Genomic DNA, 21,182 nt, shown 5'->3' on the forward strand with positions numbered 1-21,182 from the left:
AGCACAGTCGTAAACGGTGTGAATGCTGCCACTGAAGATACTTTGATACCTGATACAACTGAAGCTCATCTCTTATCCGTCCATCATCCATGCGCCAACTTCCACCAGAAATCTTCAAAGCCTATGACATCCGAGGTGTTTTCGGAAAAACACTGACCGTTGAAGGTGCCGAAGCGATTGGTCACGCCATCGGCTCCGAGGGGCGTGCGCGCGGGCTTGCCGCAATCACCATAGGGCGCGACGGCAGGTTGTCGGGCCCCGAGTTGGTGCAAGCCTTGGCCAGGGGTTTGCAAAGAAGCGGTATCAACGTAATCGATGTGGGGACTGTCGCGACCCCGATGCTTTACTACGCGGCGCATGAATTGTCCGATTATTCCGGCGTGATGGTAACCGGGAGCCATAATCCGCCGGAATACAACGGTTTTAAAATGGTATTGGGGGGAGAAACACTTGCTGCGGAATCAATACAAGCCTTGCGGGCGCGTATCGAAAATGAAAACCTTGCTCACGGCAATGGCAGCTACCACAAGCAGGAAATTGCGGAAGGATATCTTCAACGCATAACAGGGGACATAAAGCTGGCGCGGCCCATGAAGATTATCGTCGATTGTGGCAATGGGATACCCGGTTTATATGCTCCGGAACTGTACCGCAGGCTCGGATGCGATGTAACGGAGCTGTTTTGCGAGGTCGATGGCAATTTCCCCAATCATCATCCGGATCCCTCGGTACCCGAGAATCTGCGGGATGTGGTGCAGGCGCTTGAAACGACTGATGCCGAGATAGGGCTGGCGTTCGATGGAGACGGTGACCGCGTGGGTGTGGTTACCAAAAGTGGAACGGTCATTTATCCGGATCGGCAATTAATGTTGTTTGCAGCCGACGTGTTGTCGCGGAATCCGGGCGGACGGGTCATTTTCGATGTGAAATGTACGCGTAACCTGGCGCCGTGGATCGTGCAGCACGGAGGCGAGCCGATCATGTGGAAAACCGGTCACTCCTTCATCAAGGGTAAACTGAAGGAAACCGGGGCGTTGCTGGCGGGAGAGATGAGTGGCCATATCTTTTTCAAGGAGCGCTGGTATGGCTTCGACGACGGGCTCTATGCCGGAGCGCGTTTGCTGGAGCTGCTCAGTTCCAGGATGGATATTGACGCGGTATTCAACTCGATTCCGGACGCGGTCAGCACGCCAGAGTTGCAGATCGGATTGAAGGAAGGGGAAAACTACGCGATTATCGCTCAGTTGCAGAAAACAGCGCGCTTTGATCGGGCTGAACGCATCATTACTACCGATGGAATGCGAGTCGAATATGAAGATGGTTTTGGCCTTGCGCGTTCATCCAATACCATGCCGGTAATCGTGCTGCGTTTCGAGGCGGACAGCGAGGCAGCTTTGAAGCGTATTCAGAACGATTTTTGCAGAGCGATCCTGAAAATCAAACCGGATGCGGAACTGCCTCATCAACTGAGGGGAAATCTTCTTTCCGCCACATGCTGATGAGCTGCTGGAATGTTCTGAAGGACGTCGCCACCAGTTGCAGGAATGGAAATACCCGAGTGGGAAGTCAAGCTGAGATATAACTGAATATGATGAACAGGAGAGAGGGCGCCAGGACCAACGTTTTGTTCGTTTGCATGGGCAACATCTGTCGCTCGCCCACCGCGGAGGCCGTTTTCCGGCACCAGGTCATCGCGGCTGGTGTGGAGGAAGAAATTTACATCGACTCTGCCGGTACACATGATTACCACATCGGCGAGCCGCCGGATGAAAGGGCGCAAAGAGCAGCGGGAAGAAGGGGCTATGACACAAAAGCATTGCGTGCTCGCATCGTAGATGAAAAAGATTTCGAGTTTTTTCATTATATTCTGGCAATGGACAGAGCGAATCTTGCTGTCCTTCAGAGAGAATGTCCAGCGGAATATAGTCATAAACTCGGATTATTGATGCAGTACAGTGAAAAGTTCTCCGAAGGAGTACAGGAAGTGCCGGACCCTTATTTTGGGGGAAGCCAGGGCTTCGAGCATGTGCTCAACCTGGTGGAGGACGCGGGCCGGGGATTGCTTAACCGGATTCGTAACGGAAAATAAAGCGAGGCAGAATATGAACTACGGGTCTGCTCTATCCCGCCGGAGACGGAATGGAATATATACAGTTCGTATCCTATTCAGCAGGAGAACTGTAATAAACTGAAAGTGTAGGTTCGACCTTTGGCAGGCTTGCCTGAATCTTTAAAAGAGGCGACGGTTTGTCGCCTCTTTTATGAGACTTTTACTTATGAGTCTCCACTTGTACCAGTGCTTCCTGCTGCTCGATTACGGGGGGAGGAGGCGTTCTTCTACGTCGAGGCTGTGCTTTCATTGCTTCTCCTTCCGCTTCGGTTTCAGCAGGTCTTATTTTTTCGGGAAGGGTCTCGATCATGATCAGACCGGCCGCACTTAAATCGAGAGATGGCGTAGCCTGTGGTTGCTGAGGAGGCTCCGCTTGCTGTCCCTCTTGTGCAGGAACTTCTTCCTGTTCGATTTTTGTATGAGGCATAGCCGTTTCCAGGGCGCTTACGGAAACCCTGGAGGTGTCGTCCTCCGGAACGACCCTTGCTGCTTCAACTTCAACTGGCGGCTCTGATGCAATTAAAAGCGACGGACCGGTAATCGCTGCTTCGGTCGCTGCCTCTCTCCAATCCTCAGGAAGCTTGTCGGATGGCTCATGAGCAATCTGCTGTTCATTCGCCAGAATCACTTTTTCGGCAATCGTAGCTGCCGGAGCAGGGGCAGATTCCATCGCAGCCACTTGAGGTACAGCTTCGGGCGCAACTTCGGCCACAGCTTCGGGCATAATTACCGGCAGAGTTCTATCTGTCCGCAAAGCTTCGGAAGGGGTGTCATCCTTTGCTCCCGCAGGGGATTCCTTCAATGCCTCTTTTCCGTCCAGGAGGGCAGAAGCCAGGATAAGTGGCGGTGTTCCATTTATCGGGCCCGAAATGATATCTGCCGCAGGATTTTCCTCGTGCGCTACCTGATCGGCAGATTGCTGGAGGGGAGAATCCTTTGCAATTGCCTGCCTGGCTTCACGCGCTGCGCGATCCAGGCGCTCGCTCCGGTCGCGTTGCCTGCCACCACGCCGTCTGCGGCGGCTGCCTTCCTCACTCGGCTGTACGGCTTCTTCCGTGGCAGGCGGTTGCTCGGAAGAGGGTTTGAGTTCCGCCCGCGGCTTTTCTTCACGCTGCGACCGGGGATGCTTTTTTGCAGCAGCTCTTTCGCTCTGAGTTTTTGCCTCGCTGCGTTCCTGACGCTGCGGCACAGCTTCGCGCACCGGCTCTGCGGCGCCGCTTGCACTGATTTCGGTCCCGCGCTCCGCGCGCACCTCACGTGGACGTTGAGCGGTGCGTCCTGCCTTTTCATTTTCGCTGCGTCCTTCCCGGCGGTCACGGCGTCCCTGACTCCGTTCCTCACGATGTGCAGCAGCGGCAGGCGGTTCGTGCCGAACGGTCTTTTCGCCGACCCCTACCTGTTTAAACCAGCCGAATATTTTATCGAGCAGGGAAAGCGGTTCCGGTTCATGCGGCGGTTTTTGCTCGCGTACCGGGGCAGGTTGTGACGGCGTGATGCCTCGTACCGCTGCCTGCTGCCGCACAGGCTTCGCTTCCTGTCCGCTGGAAGGCAGAGGGATATCCTGGGCCGGTTTTTCCACCATCTGGTAACTCGTCTGAACTTCACCAAGTTTTACGTCGTCATGACGCAGGCGGCTGATGCTGTAATTGGGCGTTTCGAGATGGATGTTGGGGATCAGAACGACACTTACTTTCAGGCGTGCTTCGATTGCATGAATTTCCGCGCGTTTTTCGTTCAGCAGATAAGTCGCTACATCTACCGGCACCTGAGCATGCAGCACTGCCGTATTCTCCTTCATCGCTTCTTCCTGAATGATTCTGAGGATATGCAATGCCGAGGAATCGGTACCCCGGATGTGACCGGTGCCGTGGCAGCGCGGACAGGAAATATAGCTGCTTTCACCCAGGGAAGGCCGCAGCCGCTGGCGCGATAATTCGAGCAAACCGAAGCGGGAAATCTTACCCATCTGTACGCGTGCCCGATCGTAGCGCAACGCGTCGTGCAGCCGGTTTTCCACCTCCCGCTGGTTGCGCGAGACTTCCATGTCGATAAAGTCGATGACCACGAGTCCACCGAGGTCGCGCAGGCGCAGTTGCCGCGCGATTTCATCCGCCGCCTCCAGATTGGTAGCCAGGGCCGTCTGCTCGATGTCGGAACCGCGGGTGGCACGGGCTGAATTTACATCCACCGAGACCAGGGCTTCTGTATGATCGATCACGATCGCACCGCCCGAGGGGAGGGTAACCTGCCGCGAATATGCGGTTTCGATCTGGTGTTCGATTTGAAAGCGGGAAAACAGGGGCACGTCATCCCGATAGAGCTTGACCCGCGCTACATTGCCGGGCATGACATGACCCATGAACTGGCATGCCTGCTCATAGATGCTTTCCGTGTCAATCAGGATTTCACCGATTTCCTGATTGAAGTAATCCCGGATTGCCCTGATGACGAGACTGCTTTCCTGGTAAATCAGGAAAGCGCCGCTCTGGCCTTTGGAAGCATCTTCAATAGCACGCCACAACTGCAGCAGGTAGTTGAGGTCCCACTGCAACTCTTCTTCGCTGCGCCCTATCCCTGCCGTGCGGGCAATGATGCTCATGCCCTGAGGAATGTTCAAATGCGACATGACATCGCGCAGTTCGGCGCGATCTTCGCCTTCTATGCGGCGCGAGACACCTCCCCCGCGGGGGTTATTGGGCATCAGCACCAGATAGCGGCCCGCGAGTGAGATATAGGTGGTAAGTGCGGCTCCTTTTGTTCCCCGTTCGTCCTTGTCCACCTGGACGATGAGTTCCTGGCCTTCATGAAGCGCGTCCTGGACTCGAACGCGGCCCGGGTCCAGGCTCTCTTTCAAGTAAGAGCGCGAAATTTCCTTGAACGGCAGAAAACCATGCCGCTCGCCGCCGTACTCGACGAAGGCGGCTTCGAGGCTTGGTTCAAGACGGGTGATAACAGCTTTGTAGATATTGCTCTTACGTTGTTCCTTGCCGGCAGATTCAATGTCGAGATCGATGAGTTTTTGACCATCGACAATAGCGACACGCAATTCCTCCGGCTGTGTCGCATTAAATAGCATGCGTTTCATTTTTATGCCTCCCGCGCTCTAGTCACGGCAGACAGCCTACGCGCGCGGGAGAACATGTCCTGCGCGGCGTATACGAGAGCTTTTAGTCAGACAACTTGATCATGGCGTCAGGGTTGCTTGTTAAAAATGGCCACTTCTCTGGCTTATCTCTGGCTTGTCACTGTGGCCCTGCTTTATTTCGCAAGCAGAACCAGGAAATTAGTTTCAATCAGGCTTCGACTAGGGCTGCCCGTAACCAGGCGCTTCGAAACTGAAAACTGAAATCGACGTGTGCTTTGAGCGCGTAAATCCATTACTATCGCTACTTTATTGGTGAGCGACATTAACCATATCTTGAGGTCAGCTCTTTTCCCTCGGATAAAATCCCATCAACAGTACCACCTCGTGCACCGGATAAAGGATAGGCTGGAACCCTGACTTGACAAGTATAAGTAGAGTTAAAGATTTACGCAAAGAATTTCCTCCAAGCCCTGTGGTGAGGGAAATCATAGGGGAGGAGAGTAAAGGGCAGCGTATTGATAATTTTTTAATCAAACGCTTGAAAAACGTGCCCAAAAGTCACGTCTACCAGTTGTTGCGCAGCGGGCAGGTGCGCATTAACAGTAAGCGAGCCGCTCCGGACTACCATCTCCAATCCGGAGATATTGTTCGCATACCCCCGGTGAGAACGGTGGAAAAATCGGCGCTGTCCTCGAAGAAATTGAGTAAACTGGGTTTTATTGCATTTCAGGTTTTGTTCGAGGATGATGCACTGATTGCCGTCAACAAACCTCCTGGAGTTGCCGTGCATGGAGGAAGCGGCATAAGCTTCGGAGTGATAGAGCAATTGCGCGCGCAGCATCCTGACTGGAGATTTCTGGAGCTCGCACATCGGCTGGACAGGGAAACTTCTGGCGTACTGCTCCTTGCCAAGAACCGACCGGCACTTGTAGAGTTGCATCGGCAACTTCGCGTGGGAGAGGTGGAAAAACACTACCTGACCCTGGTCAAGGGCAGGTGGCGTAATGCGCGCCAGAGTGTCAGGCTGTCGCTCAGGAAATATCTGACACCCGCCGGAGAACGGCGGGTAGCGGTGGAAAAGGATGCAAATGAAAAAAAAGGTGGAATGAGCGCCCATACTGTTTTCATCCTGCGGAAATCATGGCAGAGCTTCAGCCTGCTGGAGGCCGAGCTGAAAACCGGACGTACGCATCAGATTCGCGTGCACCTTGCCTATCTCGGGTTTCCTATAGCGGGAGATGACAAGTATGGGGATTTTGCCTTGAATAAGGATATTGCCCGGCGTGTTCCGGGTTTGGGACGCATGTTTCTCCATGCCTGGGCAGTCGAATTCGCGCATCCCGTTACGCATGAAAAACTTCGTCTCGAAGCACCGCTGCCGGACGATCTGCAAAAATTTCTGGATGCGATGGATAGCTCTGATAAACCACCGAAGCTTCCGGCGGAAAGGACGTTCCCCTGACTTCCTTCCCTCATAGCAGTTCAAGTATCTTATTCAATAGAGATCGCTACAGGGGTATGGGAGTGGAGGCGGAAACAATGAGGAGTTTTGGCAGGTTTATATTTGTGGCCTGTCCCTGCGGCAGAACGCTTTATTTGACTTGAAGGATCGAAATAATCATGTCTGATTCACAGAATCGAAACGAAGGTTGGGACAGGCAGGTGCTGGAAAAGCTGGTGTTCTCCACCTTGCAGGAACAGCGCCGCACGCGGCAGTGGGGAGTATTTTTTAAGTCTCTTACTTTTACCTGGCTGTTTATCCTGCTATTTTTCGGTCTTGGCTGGTTTGGAGACAGCAGTATGTCCATTTCCGGCAAGCATACCGCTCTCGTCGATTTGCGCGGTGTAATCTCTCCCGATAGCATCAGCAGCGCGGAAAATATTACTGCTGGCTTGCAGCAGGCATTCAAGGACGCAAAAACGCAGGGTGTGATCCTGCGCATCAACAGTCCTGGAGGGAGTCCCGTCCAGGCAGGATATATCAACGATGAGATACGCCGCCTGCGTGCAGAATATCCTGAAATACCCCTCTATGCGGTCGTGGAAGATATCTGTGCTTCGGGCGGCTATTATGTAGCGGTTGCCGCCGACAAGATATATGTGGACAAGGCAAGTATCATTGGCTCCATCGGCGTCCTGATTAACGGGTTCGGTTTCACAAAAGCAATGGAAAAACTTGGCATCGAAAGGCGGTTGATCACGGCAGGGGAAAGCAAGGCTTTTCTCGATCCATTTTCTCCCAACAATCGCGAGCAGGAGGAATATGCAAAGAAAATGCTGGGTGATATCCATGAGCAATTCATTCAGGTAGTTCAGCAAGGTCGGGGCGAACGCCTGAAAGAAAGGCCGGAAATATTCAGCGGCAAGGTGTGGACAGGTCAAAAAAGTGTAGAACTGGGACTTGCTGACGGAATGGGCAGCGCGGAATACGTGGCGCGGGAAATTATCAAGGCGGAACACATCGTCGACTATACAACCCGGGAGGGAGTTGCCGAGCGCCTCGCCAAGCGCTTTGGGGGAGTCCTGGCGGAAACGCTGAGTGGTTTGGGAATGAGTGCGGAACTCCACTAACCCGGATATTTCGCCAAGATCACGCTGTGGCGCCCTTCGCTGCCCGATCCCCGCTTTATGGGGCCCCTTGGGCTACGCTCTCGGGGCGACCGTGGCGGGTGGAGCAGTGTCTTCCGAAGGAAGATGTGACCCCGAAACGGGATGCAGGCGCCCGCCCTTAATTGCGGTCGCCCGACCCCCGCTTTATGGGGCCCCTCGGGCTACGCTCTCGGGCGCCACCATGCAACAAAAAGACAACAGGTTTGTTACTAAGGTCGGGCGAGATGCGCTTCCACTCCTTGACGGTCCTGGTTGCGATGAATTCGTCTGCAAAGGTGAGGTTGCATGCGATACAGAGAGCCGTTCCTTCGCGGCAGGTGGCAGTGATCGCCTCCAGCAGCTTCTGATTGCGATAAGGCGTTTCGATGAATATCTGGGTTTGATCGCCGGTGATGGAGTTCTTTTCCAGTTCAATGATTTTTTTTATACGCTTGCTATTTTCAACCGGCAGGTAGCCATGAAACGCAAAGCGCTGGCCATTCAATCCAGAGGACATCAGCGCGAGAAGAATGGAGGAGGGACCGACGAGAGGAACTACCCGGATATTCTTCTGGTGGGCGAGGCGCACCAATCCAGCTCCCGGATCAGCTATTGCGGGGCAGCCAGCCTCCGATAACAATCCTGTATCTATTCCCGCGAGCAGTGGCGCAAGCAGATTCTCAAACTCCCTGGCCTGAGTGTGTTCGTCCAGCACCTGCATGGTAATCTGCTGCAAGGGGAGAGCACAGCCCACCTGTTTCAGGAATTGCCTGGCTGTTTTCGGATGCTCGACAATATAACGATCAAGCCGGGCAATACATTCACGGACCGCAGGAGGCACTGTCCAGCCAATATCGCTGTTGCCCAGTGGGGCAGGGATGAGATAGAGCGTTCCTATACTCAAACTATCTCGACACCTTCAAGCGTCAGCATTTCAACAAGCGCAATCAGCGGTAAACCGATCAATGCGGTGGGATCCTCGCTTTCCATATGCTCTATCAGCGCGATCCCGAGTCCCTCGAGCTTCGAACTGGCGGCACAATGATAGGGTTGTTCCTTATCGAGATAATTTTCTATCTGAGGGTCGCTTAATAGGCGGAATTTGACGCGAGAGGGAACGAGGCGCGCCTGCGTGGTGCCTTGATCGCTGTTGAAAAGGCAGAGTGCAGTATAAAACGAAACTTCTTTTCCACGGATAAGCTGCAACTGCTGGGTGGCGTTGTGACGGTTCAGGGGTTTTCCGAGCTGGATACCTTCGAAAACTGCAACCTGGTCGGCGCCAATAATTAAAGCGCCGGGATGAGTTGCTGCAACTGCACGGGTTTTCGCAGCAGCCAGGCGAACGGCAGTAGCGTCCGGAGTTTCATCGGGCAAAGGCGTTTCATCGATATCCGGATTACTGACGTCGAAGGGGATCTGCAGGCGCTGGAGAAGATCCCGGCGATAAATGGAACTGGATCCTAATATAAGCTGTTGCGCAATCTGCTGTGTTTTCAATGTTTATTATTTTGAAGGGGAGGAGCTTTTTTGACACTCAAGGGCAAAAAATATATCATGCGCGCCGTATAACGCTGCAAATTCACCGGGATTGTAATACCAAGTACGCGCCGACATCAATTGAGTACCAGGCGGGGCTCGCGGATATAAAGTATATAAGATTATGTCTTATGTCCGACAACCCTATCATCCGGGGTATTTCTGAAAAGGCAGCGAGATTTTGAAGCCGGTAGGAGACAAGAGCGTAACGTTTATGGCTGTCCCGCTTGTCATAGATTCCCTGGATTTCGCATGTAATGCGGAAGTGCGCCGTGGTAAGATCGCGATTGCCAGATTTCAGCGCCTGCAGGATTATCTGGCTAATAATTCCGGTGAACTGGGATATGCAGTTACTGGAGCGCTGGATGCAAACGGAAGGCCAGTTTTGCGCGTAGACATTCAAGGTGTCGTCAGCCTCCAATGCCAGCGTTGTCTGGAGGAACTCGAGCATGTGCTCGACATCCATACAGAGTTGCTACTGGCGCAAAATGAGCAAGAGCTCCAGAGTCTTGATGAGGACGAATTCGTGGACTGTATTCTGGCTCAGCCCGAAATGGACGTTCTATTGCTTATCGAGGATGAGATCATTCTGGCTCTGCCCGTATCTCCACGCCATGAACAGGACGAATGTATGCCTGGCGGCGGACGGGAGGATGGGAAAGCAATAAGGGAAGCATCTCCCTTTGCCGCTCTGGCGGCATTGAAAAAAACGCATTGAATTTATTGAGGAGTTGAATTTATGGCAGTGCAACAAAACAAGAAGTCCCCCTCCAAGCGGGGCATGCACCGATCGCATGATTTCCTGAGGACGACGCCCTTGTCGGTTGATCCCGGCACGGGTGAGGTGCATTTGCGCCATCACATCAGCCCCAACGGCTATTATCGCGGCAAAAAGGTCATCAAAACAAAAGAAGATTGAATTTCGCCTGTTGATTTTTCGGTCCGAAGTTTATTCCGGCCTCAAGGGCAGAAATTGACTATAACCGTAGCTGTAGACTGCATGGGTGGCGATCACGGCGCCCATGTGACGGTTCCCGCGACCGTCAGCTATCTCCAACGCAACCCCGCAATCGACGTGGTTCTGGTAGGGTTGCCTGATGTTATTGAATCCGAATTGCGCGCCTTGGGGTATACGCAGAGCCCTCGGCTCAGGATTCATGCTGCAAGCGAGGTTGTCAGCATGGATGAGTCTCCGGCCACGGCATTGCGGGGTAAAAAAAATTCTTCGATGCGCGTTGCGCTCAACCTGGTCAAGAGCGGCGAAGCCCAGGCCTGTGTCAGCGCCGGTAACACTGGAGCGTTGTTAGCGACTTCCCGATTTGTATTGAAGACGCTTCCCGGCATCGACCGGCCAGCGCTTGCTGTGGTATTGCCTACCATGAGAGGGCACACCTATGTGCTTGATCTCGGCGCAAACGTGGATTGCACTGCTGAGCACCTGCTTCAATTCGGTGTGATGGGCGCCACCCTGGTATCGAGTATCGAGAACAAGGAAAAACCGAGTATCGGTTTGTTGAATATCGGCGAGGAAGAGATCAAAGGAAATGATGTGGTGAAGCGCGCGGCGGAACTGCTACGTGACAGTGGGCTTAATTTCTACGGAAATATCGAGGGAAACGATATCTATAAAGGAACGACCGATGTGGTTGTGTGCGACGGCTTCGTTGGCAATGTTGCGCTGAAAACCTCGGAGGGCGTGGCGCAAATGCTTTCCCATTACCTGCGCGAAGAATTCAGGCGAAACCTTCTCACTAAACTTGCGGGACTTATCGCCCTGCCTGTGATCAGTGCCTTCAAGCGCCGCGTCGATCACCGGCGCTACAACGGGGCTAGCTTGCTCGGACTCCGTGGCATCGTCATCAAGAGCCATGGCTCGGCTGACAGGCGCGCATTCGGCTTTGCAATTGCGCGCGCCGTGGATGAAGTACGGGGCGGCATGTTGCGTCATATAAGCGAGCGGGTGGCGCAATTATCGCATCAATCCATGCAATCCTCCTCATGCCGCCAGTCGCTCCCGGAAGAGAGCCCGGTATGAAGTACGCCAGAGTCATTGGAACCGGCAGTTATTTGCCCGAGAAAATTCTCACCAATCATGATCTGGAGCGCATGGTCGACACGAGCGATGAGTGGATTCGGACTCGTACCGGCATTGCACAACGGCATATCGCCGCCGACTCGGAGATGGCGAGCGATCTCGCCTTGAACGCGAGCCGTGAAGCAATAAAGGCAGGTGGGATCGATGCGCGGGAGATCGAGCTGGTAATCGTCGCCACCACTACGCCCGACATGATATTTCCCAGCACGGCGTGCATCCTGCAGGACAAGCTCGGTATCGGGGATTGCGCCGCATTTGACGTACAGGCGGTATGCAGCGGTTTTATCTACGCGCTTGCTACTGCAGATATGTTCATTCGAGCCGGGAAATGCCAGACAGCGCTGGTTGTCGGTGCAGAAGTCTATTCACGCATACTGGACTGGAGCGACCGCAGCACTTGCGTGCTGTTCGGTGACGGCGCGGGCGCTGTGCTGTTGACGGGCGATGAACGGCCCGGAATCCTTTCAACGCATTTGCATGCGGATGGGAGCCAGAGCAAGATTCTTTCCGCGCCGGCTAACATCTGTGGCGGCAAAGTACAAGGTAAACCCTTTGTCGTGATGGAGGGTAATACGGTTTTCAAGTTTGCGGTAAAGGTTCTGGAAGAAGTCGTACACGAGGCTTTGACTGAAAACAACCTGAAGTCGTCGGATATCGATTGGCTGATTCCGCATCAGGCCAATATCCGTATTATTGCTTCGACCGCAAAAAAACTCGGTATTCCCATGGATAAGGTCGTCGCCACCGTGGATAAGCACGGCAATACTTCCGCCGCCTCGATTCCATTGGCCATCGATATCGCTGCCCGCGACGGACGCATCAAATCTGGCCAGCATGTGCTTCTGGAAGGCGTGGGAGGCGGTTTTACCTGGGGAGCGGCATTGATCCGCTGGTAAGCCAGCTCCTGCTGCTTGACTCCCGCATTTTAATTGTTCTTGTTTCAGTTCCCTTTTCAGCCGGGTTTTAAAAACTTTCCTTTCCTCGGCTCGAAGGCTTTTTTCGTTGCCTGTCGCAGATGGAACTGTCGAAGGGTTTGTACTGATACTGATGAGCGCACAGGTTAAATTTGCATGTGTTTTCCCGGGACAGGGGTCTCAGTCCATAGGGATGATGGCCGGATACGGCAGTTTTCCGGTGGTACGGCAGACTTTTGCTGAAGCATCCGATGTGTTGAAGCAGGATTTGTGGGGGATGGTCTGCGACGGCCCGGCCGAAATCCTCAACATGACCGTTAATACCCAGCCGCTGATGCTGACTGCTGGAGTGTCGGTTTATCGGGCATGGCAGACCCTGGGCGAAGTCAGGCCGGCATACGTGGCGGGCCACAGTCTCGGGGAATATACAGCACTGGTAGCGTCCGAAGCATTGTCTTTTGATGACGCCTTGCTGTTGGTGCGCTTTCGTGCGGAGATAATGCAGCAGGCCGTGCCTGAAGGAGTGGGCGCGATGGCGGCGGTTCTGGGGCTTGATGACGATGTTGTACGGTCGATCTGCCAGGAAGTTACGGAAGCATCGGATGGGGAGGTGCTGGAACCGGCAAATTTCAATTCACCCGGGCAGGTCGTGGTTGCGGGTCACAAAGACGCGGTGGTTCGCGGCATGGAAGTGGCAAGGTCTAAAGGCGCAAAGCGGACCGTCATATTGCCCATGAGCATTCCTTCGCACTGCTCTCTGATGAAACCCGCAGCGGAAAAAATGCGTCAACAACTGGCACAAGTCACGCTTCGTTCACCCAAAATCCCGCTATTACACAATGCGGATGTGGAACAGCACGAGGATATTGAGAGCATCAAGGAAATTCTGGTCCGGCAGTTGTTCAGTCCCGTCCGCTGGACGGAGATCATTCGTTTTATTTCTGGCGCCGGGAGCCATCATGTGGTGGAATGCGGACCGGGCAAAGTCCTGTCAGGACTCAACAAACGTATAGATGCGAATTTGCAGAGCCTCGCATTGACCGACGATGCGGCGCTTGGTCATGCGGCGGCTTTGGCAGGATAAAGGTCAAGCGGACATATCCAGCATGGCCGCATTGCTCATCATTGAACGACGTACTGGAAGATCATGCTGCAAAATCAGATAGCACTTGTAACCGGCGCCAGCCGGGGAATCGGACAAGCCATTGCCCTTGAACTCGGCAGACAGGGGATTACCGTAATCGGTACGGCGACAACAGAGGAGGGTGCCCGAAATATCGATCACTTCCTGAAAGAGGCTGGCTTTAAGGGCACGGGGATGGTATTGAACGTGAATAATCCTCCCCAGGTGGAAAGTGTTATCAAGGCAGTACAAGAGGAGTTTGGCGGGATCGCAATCCTGGTGAACAATGCCGGCATCACCCGCGACAACCTGCTTCTCCGCATGAAGGATGAGGAATGGGATGAGATCATGGAAACGGATCTCAAATCCGTGTTCCGCTTGAGCCGCGCTGTGCTGAGGTCAATGGTGAGGGTTCGTTACGGACGCATAATCAATATTTCCTCGATAGTCGGCACGACTGGAAATATCGGCCAGGCCAATTATGCTGCTGCAAAGGCCGGAATATTCGGTTTCAGCAAGTCCCTGGCCCGGGAGGTAGCCGGTCGCAATATCACGGTCAACTGTATCGCGCCCGGGTTCATTGCAACGGACATGACTCAATCCCTTACAGAAAAACAACAGCAGGTATTATTTCAGCAGATTCCGGTTGGAAGACTTGGACGTCCCGAGGATGTGGCAGCAGCAGTGGCTTTTATTGCCTCACCCGCTGCCGCATACATAACGGGCGTCACCCTTCACGTGAACGGCGGAATGTATATGGATTAGCAACGGGAACGGCGCGCCATAAATGGATTCCACCTCATCCAGTCGCGGTACGTGGCTATGCGGCTTTCAGGGAGGAGTTTTGATGTTTGGGGTTTCAGTCTGGAATGCGTCGATTTTACTAATATGGAAAACTTGCTAGAATGGCGGCGTTTTTTCTTACGGAGAGAGGTTATCTAGATGGAAAACGTGGAACAACGTATAAAAAAAATCGTAGCGGAGCAATTGGGCGTGAACGAGGCTGATGTCAAAAGCGAATCCTCCTTTGTGGATGATCTGGGCGCTGATTCGCTCGATACAGTGGAGCTTGTGATGGCGCTGGAAGAGGAATTCGAGTGCGAAATTCCTGACGAACAGGCTGAGAAAATAAATACTGTTCAACAGGCAATCGACTATATCAATTCTCACAGCAACTGATTTTATTTCCAGTAAATCCATATCGGAGTCATTTTGTCGAAACGTAGGGTAGTGATCACCGGACTAGGCATAATCTCGCCGGTCGGTAATTCGGTTTCAGATGCCTGGGCCAATATTCTTGCCGGAAAATCCGGGGTTACTCGAATCAGCCGTTTCGACTCTTCCCCCTTCGCTTCTCAGATAGCCGGAGAAGTCAAAGGTTTTGATATCACGAATTATCTTACCGCCAAGGACGCGCGTCGAATGGATGTGTTCATTCATTACGGCATGGCTGCAGGGATTCAGGCGGTAAAGGATGCGGGTATTGAAGACATAGCCGCCAGCAATCTCGATCCTGAACGAATCGGCGTCAATATCGGCTCCGGTATCGGCGGATTGTCCATGATCGAGGGAACGTATGACGCCTATCACGCTGGTGGTGTGCGCAAGATTTCCCCATTTTTCATTCCCAGCACCATCATCAACATGATCGCAGGTAACCTGTCCATCATGTATGGTTTTCAAGGACCGAATCTGGCCATTGTCACCGCCTGCACCACCGCCACCCACTGTGTGGGGGATTCAGCCCGGTTGATAGAATATGGCGATGTGGATGTGATGATCGCGGGTGGAGCCGAATCCTGTGTAACACCCCTTGCGATAGGGGGATTTGCGGCAGCACGAGCGCTTTCCACCCGTAATGATGACCCTGCCACTGCCAGTCGGCCATGGGATAAGGGCCGCGATGGTTTTGTCCTGGGCGAGGGGGCCGGTGTTCTGGTGCTGGAAGAGATGGAGCATGCCAGACGTCGTGGAGCCAGGATTTATGCTGAGCTTGCCGGTTTTGGCATGAGTGCCGATGCGTACCACATGACTGCACCCTCTGAAGACGGAGAGGGTGCCGCGCGTTGCATGACGAATGCGCTCCGAAATGCCAGGCTGAACGCAGATGACGTCGACTACATCAATGCCCACGGTACATCGACGCCGTTAGGGGATGTTGCAGAAACCGTTGCAGTAAAGCGATGTTTTGGAGAGCATGCAAAAGAGCTCGTGATGAATTCTACAAAATCCATGACGGGTCATCTGCTTGGTGCAGCAGGCGGGGTAGAAGCAATATTCAGCGCACTGGCTGTACACCACCAGGTTTCACCTCCCACGATCAATATTTTCGATCAGGACCCGGAGTGCGACCTGGATTATGTTCCCAACCATGCGCGAGAAATGAAGATTGATGTGGCAATGTCGAACTCATTTGGTTTTGGCGGTACGAATGGCACCTTGATTTTCCGAAGAGCCTGATTTCTGCTTTGTGGCGAAACTACTGAAGCGCTTCATCCGCGTCGTTTTTCTGGGAACGGCGCTCTTTTCCGCATGGGTGGGGTATAGGGTCAGCAAACCCGTTGAGCTTCCCATCGTTCCTTATGAATTTTCGATCGAGCAAGGCAGCAGTGTAAAAACCATCGCCAGTCAACTGGCGTATGCCGGTGTTTTACCTGACGCCTGGTCTTTTGTCCTGTTGTCGCGCTTGATGGGTGTCGCTACATCACTCAAGGCGGGAGACTATGAGATCACTGCAAGCATTTCGCCATTTCAGTTGCTACAGCGGATAACCAGGGGTGATAGCAGCCAGAGTGAAATCAGATTCATCGAGGGTTGGACTTTTTCTCAGCTCAGGCGAATATTGGATGAGCACCCGGCTCTCCGCCACCAGACCACTCACCTGAGCAACGGGGAGATTCTGCGGCTGATTGGAGCAACCGAGACTGCGGCAGAGGGGTTGTTTTTTCCGGATACCTATTTCTTTGCCCGCGGGAGCAGCGATGTGGCAGTATTGAAACGCGCCTACCACGCCATGCGCAACCACATAGATATCGCCTGGGCACAGCGGGCAGTAAACCTTCCTCTGAAAGACCCGTACGAGGCCCTGATCCTGGCATCGATCGTTGAAAAGGAAACAGGTCGGGAGGATGATCGCAGAATGGTCGCAGCCGTGTTTATCAACCGCTTGCGGTCACGCATGTTGCTACAGACGGATCCGACAGTTATTTATGGTCTGGGCGATAAATTCGATGGCAACCTGCGTAAAAAAGATCTCTTGAGCGACCAGGAATATAACACTTATACACGTCCTGGCTTGCCGCCAACTCCTATTGCCTTACCTGGTTTGGCTTCAATCCGCGCCGTGCTCAATCCCGCAACGACCGATGCGCTGTATTTTGTTGCGAAGGGGAACGGAGAGTCCCATTTTTCCAGCAATCTGTCTGACCATAACCGGGCCGTTTCCAAATACCAGAAACAGTAGCGCCCACTCCCATGACATGTGTGTACCCGCGCACTCGCGAAAGGTAGGCCTTTTCCCTTATTTAATCCTGATTTCAATCCCTTTCATAAAAGTTAAATTGAATATTACCTTCTTCAAAAGTAAAATAGTGCGTTATTTATCACAACGATAACCAGAGCTGAGCCAGGATGTCTCCAGCCATCCTGGTCGCGCCAGTTCCCCTCCCAATCACGTCTCCAAAATTAAATAACTCAATCAGGAAGGAGCAAATGAGTCATACACTATATGAAGCCTCTGTCATCCGTGTGCAACGATGCGAACTGGCTGTTCCCGGTTCAAACCCTGGCATGTTCGAGAAAGCCCTGAAAAGTGGTGTGGATTTCGTTTTTCTCGATCTGGAAGACGCCGTTGCTCCGGATGACAAGCTGACTGCGCGAAAAAACGTTATCGAGGCGCTCAACGACCTGGATTGGAGAGGTCACGGGGTGACTGTTTCGGTACGGATAAACGGTCTGGATACCCAGTTCATGGTTCGTGATGTGGTGGATGTGGTCGAAAAAGCAGGTCACAAACTGGATACCATACTGATCCCGAAGGTGGGGGTATATTCGGATGTCTATATGGTTGAGGCCATGCTCAACCAGCTGGAGATGCAGCAGGGACTGAAAAACCGCATAGGCACTGAAGCATTGATTGAAACGGCGCTGGGTATGGCGAATGTGGAAGACATTGCGCGCAATGGTGTGCGTGGTCGGCTGGAGGCGCTCCACTTCGGCGTGGCGGATTACGCCGCCAGCAATCGCGCTAGAACGACAAACATCGGCGGCCTCAATCCGGACTATCCCGGGGACCAGTGGCATGCTGCCATCAGTCGGATGACTGTCGCCTGCCGTGCCTATGGCTTGAGGCCGATAGATGGTCCTTTTGGCGATATCAAGGATCCGGAAGGCTATAAAGCGGCGGCTAGACGAGCTGCCGCTTTGGGCTGTGAAGGTAAATGGGCTATCCATCCGTCGCAAATCGATCTTGCCAATGAAGTTTTCACGCCACCTCCTTCCGAAATTGAAAAAGCACAACGTATCCTCGCGGCATTGCAGGAAGCGGCAGCTCAAGGGAAAGGGGCAGCCGCGCTGGACGGGCGCCTGATCGATGCCGCATCCGCAAGAATGGCCAATAACGTGGTAAAAATGGCAGAGGCGATAGGCGCAACCGCGACATAGCACACTTCCGACCGCATCGAGCGGTCTTTCTTTTTCTCCTGATCCTGCCTGGGGAGAGACTCAGGTTGGCGGATACATTACCGTGAAGTGTGACGCCGTTTCCATCAGGCAGGTTCGCTTTGTGCTTGAGCAATTCAGGAAATCCATAAAGCTTCCTGGATTGCGAGAGTCATGACCCCGGGGAATAGTGAAAATTATTGTTGATAAATAAGGTGACGCATTGGATATACATGAGTATCAGGCAAAAGAAATTTTAATGAGGTATGGGGTCAAGACAGCGGAAGGGGGGTTGGCATATACGATAGAAGAAAGTGTGCAGCGTGCCAGGGAAATCGACGGCAATGTGTGGGTGGTGAAGGCGCAGATCCATTCGGGGGGCCGCGGTAAGGCGGGCGGCATCAAGGTATGCAGGACTCATGACGAAGTCCGGGCGGCCGCTGAAGAGTTGCTGGGAAAGATTCTGGTGACCCGTCAGACTGGAGCTGTAGGGAAGGTGTGTACACGGGTATATGTGGAAGCGGGCACGCACATTGCCAGGGAGATGTATCTCTGCTTTCTGATAGACAGAAGTTCGGAGCGCATCGTCATGATAGGCTCGGGACAGGGGGGAATGGAAATCGAGGAGCTGGCTCACACAAATCCCCAGGCCATCAAGAAGATTTTTATCGAACCCGCAGTTGGGTTGCAGGATTTTCAAGCGAGAGAGATGGCTTTTGCACTAGGCGTGGAAGCGGCACAATTGCCTCATGCCGTTAAAACCATTCGGGGCTGCTACCGTGCCTTGCGTGATCTGGATGCGAGCATGGTGGAAATCAATCCCCTCGTGATCACCGGGAGTGGTGAACTCATTGCTCTTGACGCAAAAATGAGCTTCGACGAAAACGCCTTGTTTCGCCGGCACGAGGTTGCCGAATTGCGCGATAAAACACAAGCCGATCCTCGGGAGGTGGCAGCCTCCGATCATGGGTTGAGCTACATCGGATTGAACGGTGATATCGGATGCATGATAAACGGCGCTGGGCTCGCCATGGCAACGATGGATATGATTAAGCTCGCGGGCGGCGAGCCGGCAAATTTCCTTGATGTGGGAGGGGGTGCCTCCGCCGAGCGTACGGAAAAGGCATTTCGCCTGGTTTTGGCTGATAAAGGAGTCAAGGCGATGCTGGTCAATATCTTTGCAGGTATTAACCGGTGCGACTGGATTGCGCAAGGCGTCGTGCAGGCGGTAAGAAATATCGATATGAAAATCCCGCTGGTCGTGCGCTTGTCCGGCACCAATGTCGAGGAGGGTCAGCGGATCATTGCCGAAAGCGGCTTGCCGATCATCACAGCGGGAACGCTGGCGGAAGCGGCCGAGAAGGTTGTCCAGGCGCGCAATGGCGCGGTTGCGGAAGAGTGCAAAGGGATATAAATGGCGATTTTAATTGATGAGAACACACGGATCATAGTTCAGGGTTTCACCGGCAAGATCGGTACATTTCATGCACAGGATATGATCAATTACGGTTCCAACATTGTCGGCGGCGTAACCCCCGGTAAAGGGGGACAACAGCATCTGGGGCGACCGGTTTTCAATACGGTGAAAGAGGCTGTTCAGCAAGTCGGTGCGAATGCAAGCATCGTGTTTGTGCCTCCGGCATTTGCAGCGGACTCAATCATGGAAGCAGCCGATGCAGGCATCAAATACTGCGTTGCCATTACTGACGGTATCCCTACGCAGGATATGATGACGGTCAAGAACTTTTTACGCCGCTTTCCTATCGAAGAACGCATGGTACTTACCGGGCCGAATTGTGCGGGTACGATCAGCCCGGGCAGGGCGATGCTGGGAATCATGCCGGGCCATATCTACATGACGGGAGATGTGGGTGTCGTTGGCCGTTCCGGAACGTTGGGGTACGAAGCCGCGGATCAAATGCGGACATTGGGCATCGGCATATCGACATCGGTGGGGATTGGCGGAGACCCGATTATTGGCAGTTCGCATCGCGATATTCTGGAGAGATTCGAAGAGGACCCGGAAACAAAAGTAGTGGTCATGATTGGAGAAATTGGAGGACCTCAGGAAGTCGAGGCAGGCATTTTCTCCAGAGACCACATGAGCAAACCCCTCGTGGCGTATATTGCCGGTCTGACAGCGCCGGAAGGTCGCCGTATGGGACATGCGGGTGCGATTATCTCAGCGGCGGGTGAAAGCGCTGCGGAAAAAGTTGCCATCTTGAAAGAACTGGGGGTCACCATTTCTCCCACCCCTTCGGCCATCGGGGAGACAGTCGCAAAGGTCTTGGCTAAGATGTAAGCGCGAAAGATTTTGCCACGCACTTTTTGAAATGAACGTGGAGACTTGGATATGTCAATCTGGATGACAGCGTTAAAAATCATTCCCTGGGGGAATGTGGTGGAATCCGCACCGCATATCGTAAAGGCGGCCAAACACCTTTTTTCTGCCACAAAGAAGGAAACAGCCGATTTCTCGGCCGATTGGCAGACAGGAGATACCTCGGGCAGCCTGGACAAACGCGTTCGTTTCCTGGAGGCAAAACTCATCGAATTGAGCGATGAGCAGAGGTCTTCCGCCGAATTGATAAAGTCGCTCGCCGAGCAGAACGCCTTGATGGTCGAGGCAATCGAGGTTTTCCGGGTTCGGGTGAAAATGCTGCTTACTGTTTGTATCCTGCTGCTGGGAGGACTTGCGGCTGTCATATTCAGGCTCGTGGTCTGATCTCAATTTTCTTGACATGGGATGTGTGTCCGGTTAGGCTACGCGCTGTTTTGGTCTGGCCCGGTTACGCGGGTCTTTCCGGCGCAGCGGATATGTGCAGGGGAGGCCGTATTCAGTATGGATGCGGTGATGCAGATATCCGGGGAACATTGAATGATTTCGCGGAATTGCAGCATTTCTTGCGCCTTCCGGTTATCCTGATTTTACTCTGCGACGTCCTTTTGCAAGGACTTGTTCAACGTTCCTGATAAACAACAACATCATTACGGAGTAAAGGAGAGAAGCAGATGTTAATGAAGCCTTGGCTGAGGCTGGTTACGCTTGCGTGTGGGGTGCTGTTTGCGGG

Annotated in this window: 20 protein-coding genes; 17 read left to right on the forward strand and 3 right to left on the reverse strand. The window is 53.4% G+C overall.

The features are described from left to right. The first annotated feature begins 89 nt into the window (after nt 1–89). Both BMW46_RS09875 and BMW46_RS09880 read left to right on the forward strand, forming a co-directional pair. Complete coding sequence (locus BMW46_RS09875; RefSeq protein ID WP_074707909.1) at nt 90–1,499, forward strand: phosphomannomutase/phosphoglucomutase; 1,410 nt, start codon at nt 90–92, stop codon at nt 1,497–1,499. Between the two features lie 89 nt (nt 1,500–1,588). Then, the gene (locus tag BMW46_RS09880; RefSeq protein ID WP_011380411.1) at nt 1,589–2,089 is read left to right on the forward strand and encodes a low molecular weight protein-tyrosine-phosphatase; all 501 of its coding nucleotides are present in this window, start codon (nt 1,589–1,591) and stop codon (nt 2,087–2,089) included. A 181-nt stretch (nt 2,090–2,270) separates the two neighbouring features. Here BMW46_RS09880 and BMW46_RS09885 read toward each other — a convergent pair whose 3' ends face one another. Then, complete coding sequence (locus BMW46_RS09885) at nt 2,271–5,195, reverse strand: Rne/Rng family ribonuclease (protein WP_074707912.1); 2,925 nt, start codon at nt 5,193–5,195, stop codon at nt 2,271–2,273. 475 nt (nt 5,196–5,670) lie between these two features. Here BMW46_RS09885 and BMW46_RS09890 point away from each other — a divergent pair, with 475 nt between their 5' ends. Both BMW46_RS09890 and BMW46_RS09895 read left to right on the forward strand, forming a co-directional pair. Then, nucleotides 5,671–6,657: an RluA family pseudouridine synthase gene (locus tag BMW46_RS09890; protein ID WP_074708010.1), complete on the forward strand. Its 987-nt coding sequence runs from the start codon at nt 5,671–5,673 to the stop codon at nt 6,655–6,657. A gap of 158 nt (nt 6,658–6,815) precedes the next feature. Further along, nucleotides 6,816–7,766, forward strand: a complete 951-nt coding sequence (locus tag BMW46_RS09895) for a S49 family peptidase (RefSeq protein WP_074707914.1) — start codon at nt 6,816–6,818, stop codon at nt 7,764–7,766. 157 nt (nt 7,767–7,923) lie between these two features. On the opposite strand, the gene BMW46_RS09900 is transcribed toward BMW46_RS09895, so the two are convergent. Next, nucleotides 7,924–8,688 carry an SAM-dependent methyltransferase gene (locus BMW46_RS09900; RefSeq protein ID WP_074707917.1) on the reverse strand — a complete coding sequence of 255 codons (765 nt, stop codon included), beginning with the start codon at nt 8,686–8,688 and terminating at the stop codon, nt 7,924–7,926. After that, complete coding sequence (locus tag BMW46_RS09905) at nt 8,685–9,281, reverse strand: Maf family nucleotide pyrophosphatase (protein WP_177171076.1); 597 nt, start codon at nt 9,279–9,281, stop codon at nt 8,685–8,687. Before BMW46_RS09905 ends, BMW46_RS09900 begins: the two co-directional genes overlap by 4 nt. Nucleotides 9,282–9,534: 253 nt before the next feature. Between BMW46_RS09905 and BMW46_RS09915 the strand changes: the two genes are divergently transcribed. From BMW46_RS09915 to BMW46_RS09975, 13 genes are all read left to right on the forward strand, one after another. Continuing rightward, nucleotides 9,535–10,038: a YceD family protein gene (locus BMW46_RS09915; protein WP_074707922.1), complete on the forward strand. Its 504-nt coding sequence runs from the start codon at nt 9,535–9,537 to the stop codon at nt 10,036–10,038. A 21-nt stretch (nt 10,039–10,059) separates the two neighbouring features. Beyond that, on the forward strand, nt 10,060–10,239 hold the full coding sequence (gene rpmF / locus BMW46_RS09920; RefSeq protein ID WP_011380418.1) for a 50S ribosomal protein L32: 180 nt from the start codon (nt 10,060–10,062) through the stop codon (nt 10,237–10,239). Nucleotides 10,240–10,293: 54 nt separating this feature from the next. Further along, nucleotides 10,294–11,355 (forward strand): phosphate acyltransferase PlsX, encoded by a 1,062-nt coding sequence (gene plsX, locus BMW46_RS09925; RefSeq protein WP_074707925.1) that lies wholly within the window; start codon nt 10,294–10,296, stop codon nt 11,353–11,355. Further along, complete coding sequence (locus tag BMW46_RS09930) at nt 11,352–12,311, forward strand: beta-ketoacyl-ACP synthase III (protein ID WP_074707928.1); 960 nt, start codon at nt 11,352–11,354, stop codon at nt 12,309–12,311. Before plsX ends, BMW46_RS09930 begins: the two co-directional genes overlap by 4 nt. A 151-nt stretch (nt 12,312–12,462) precedes the next feature. Next, on the forward strand, nt 12,463–13,413 hold the full coding sequence (gene fabD, locus BMW46_RS09935; RefSeq protein ID WP_074708015.1) for an ACP S-malonyltransferase: 951 nt from the start codon (nt 12,463–12,465) through the stop codon (nt 13,411–13,413). 63 nt (nt 13,414–13,476) lie between these two features. Then, nucleotides 13,477–14,217, forward strand: coding sequence for a 3-oxoacyl-ACP reductase FabG (gene fabG / locus BMW46_RS09940; RefSeq protein WP_177171077.1), 741 nt, complete (start codon nt 13,477–13,479; stop codon nt 14,215–14,217). Between the two features lie 177 nt (nt 14,218–14,394). Beyond that, nucleotides 14,395–14,631, forward strand: a complete 237-nt coding sequence (gene acpP, locus BMW46_RS09945) for an acyl carrier protein (protein WP_011380423.1) — start codon at nt 14,395–14,397, stop codon at nt 14,629–14,631. Between the two features lie 33 nt (nt 14,632–14,664). Next, nucleotides 14,665–15,912, forward strand: coding sequence for a beta-ketoacyl-ACP synthase II (fabF, locus tag BMW46_RS09950; RefSeq protein WP_074707934.1), 1,248 nt, complete (start codon nt 14,665–14,667; stop codon nt 15,910–15,912). A gap of 10 nt (nt 15,913–15,922) precedes the next feature. After that, nucleotides 15,923–16,915, forward strand: coding sequence for an endolytic transglycosylase MltG (gene mltG, locus BMW46_RS09955; protein ID WP_074707936.1), 993 nt, complete (start codon nt 15,923–15,925; stop codon nt 16,913–16,915). Between the two features lie 248 nt (nt 16,916–17,163). Then, complete coding sequence (locus tag BMW46_RS09960; protein ID WP_074707939.1) at nt 17,164–18,114, forward strand: HpcH/HpaI aldolase/citrate lyase family protein; 951 nt, start codon at nt 17,164–17,166, stop codon at nt 18,112–18,114. Nucleotides 18,115–18,334: 220 nt separating this feature from the next. Further along, entirely contained in the window at nt 18,335–19,525 is a 1,191-nt protein-coding gene (locus BMW46_RS09965; protein WP_074707942.1) for a malate--CoA ligase subunit beta, read from the forward strand. Further along, nucleotides 19,526–20,413 carry a succinate--CoA ligase subunit alpha gene (gene sucD / locus BMW46_RS09970; RefSeq protein ID WP_074707944.1) on the forward strand — a complete coding sequence of 296 codons (888 nt, stop codon included), beginning with the start codon at nt 19,526–19,528 and terminating at the stop codon, nt 20,411–20,413. Between the two features lie 51 nt (nt 20,414–20,464). Next, on the forward strand, nt 20,465–20,836 hold the full coding sequence (locus BMW46_RS09975) for a hypothetical protein (RefSeq protein ID WP_074707947.1): 372 nt from the start codon (nt 20,465–20,467) through the stop codon (nt 20,834–20,836). The last annotated feature ends 346 nt before the right edge of the window (nt 20,837–21,182 follow it).

The organism is Nitrosospira multiformis (genome assembly GCF_900111585.1).
GTDB lineage: Bacteria > Pseudomonadota > Gammaproteobacteria > Burkholderiales > Nitrosomonadaceae > Nitrosospira > Nitrosospira multiformis_B.

Coding starts and splice junctions, on each gene's coding strand:
- fabG (WP_177171077.1), top strand. CDS start 13,477: ATGCTGCAAAATCAGATAGCACTTGTAACCGGCGCCAGCCGGGGAATC.
- sucD (WP_074707944.1), top strand. CDS start 19,526: ATGGCGATTTTAATTGATGAGAACACACGGATCATAGTTCAGGGTTTC.
- BMW46_RS09885 (WP_074707912.1), bottom strand. CDS start 5,195: ATGAAACGCATGCTATTTAATGCGACACAGCCGGAGGAATTGCGTGTC.
- BMW46_RS09930 (WP_074707928.1), top strand. CDS start 11,352: ATGAAGTACGCCAGAGTCATTGGAACCGGCAGTTATTTGCCCGAGAAA.
- fabD (WP_074708015.1), top strand. CDS start 12,463: ATGAGCGCACAGGTTAAATTTGCATGTGTTTTCCCGGGACAGGGGTCT.
- rpmF (WP_011380418.1), top strand. CDS start 10,060: ATGGCAGTGCAACAAAACAAGAAGTCCCCCTCCAAGCGGGGCATGCAC.
- BMW46_RS09895 (WP_074707914.1), top strand. CDS start 6,816: ATGTCTGATTCACAGAATCGAAACGAAGGTTGGGACAGGCAGGTGCTG.
- BMW46_RS09875 (WP_074707909.1), top strand. CDS start 90: ATGCGCCAACTTCCACCAGAAATCTTCAAAGCCTATGACATCCGAGGT.
- BMW46_RS09960 (WP_074707939.1), top strand. CDS start 17,164: ATGAGTCATACACTATATGAAGCCTCTGTCATCCGTGTGCAACGATGC.
- acpP (WP_011380423.1), top strand. CDS start 14,395: ATGGAAAACGTGGAACAACGTATAAAAAAAATCGTAGCGGAGCAATTG.
- BMW46_RS09975 (WP_074707947.1), top strand. CDS start 20,465: ATGTCAATCTGGATGACAGCGTTAAAAATCATTCCCTGGGGGAATGTG.
- BMW46_RS09880 (WP_011380411.1), top strand. CDS start 1,589: ATGATGAACAGGAGAGAGGGCGCCAGGACCAACGTTTTGTTCGTTTGC.
- BMW46_RS09915 (WP_074707922.1), top strand. CDS start 9,535: ATGGCTGTCCCGCTTGTCATAGATTCCCTGGATTTCGCATGTAATGCG.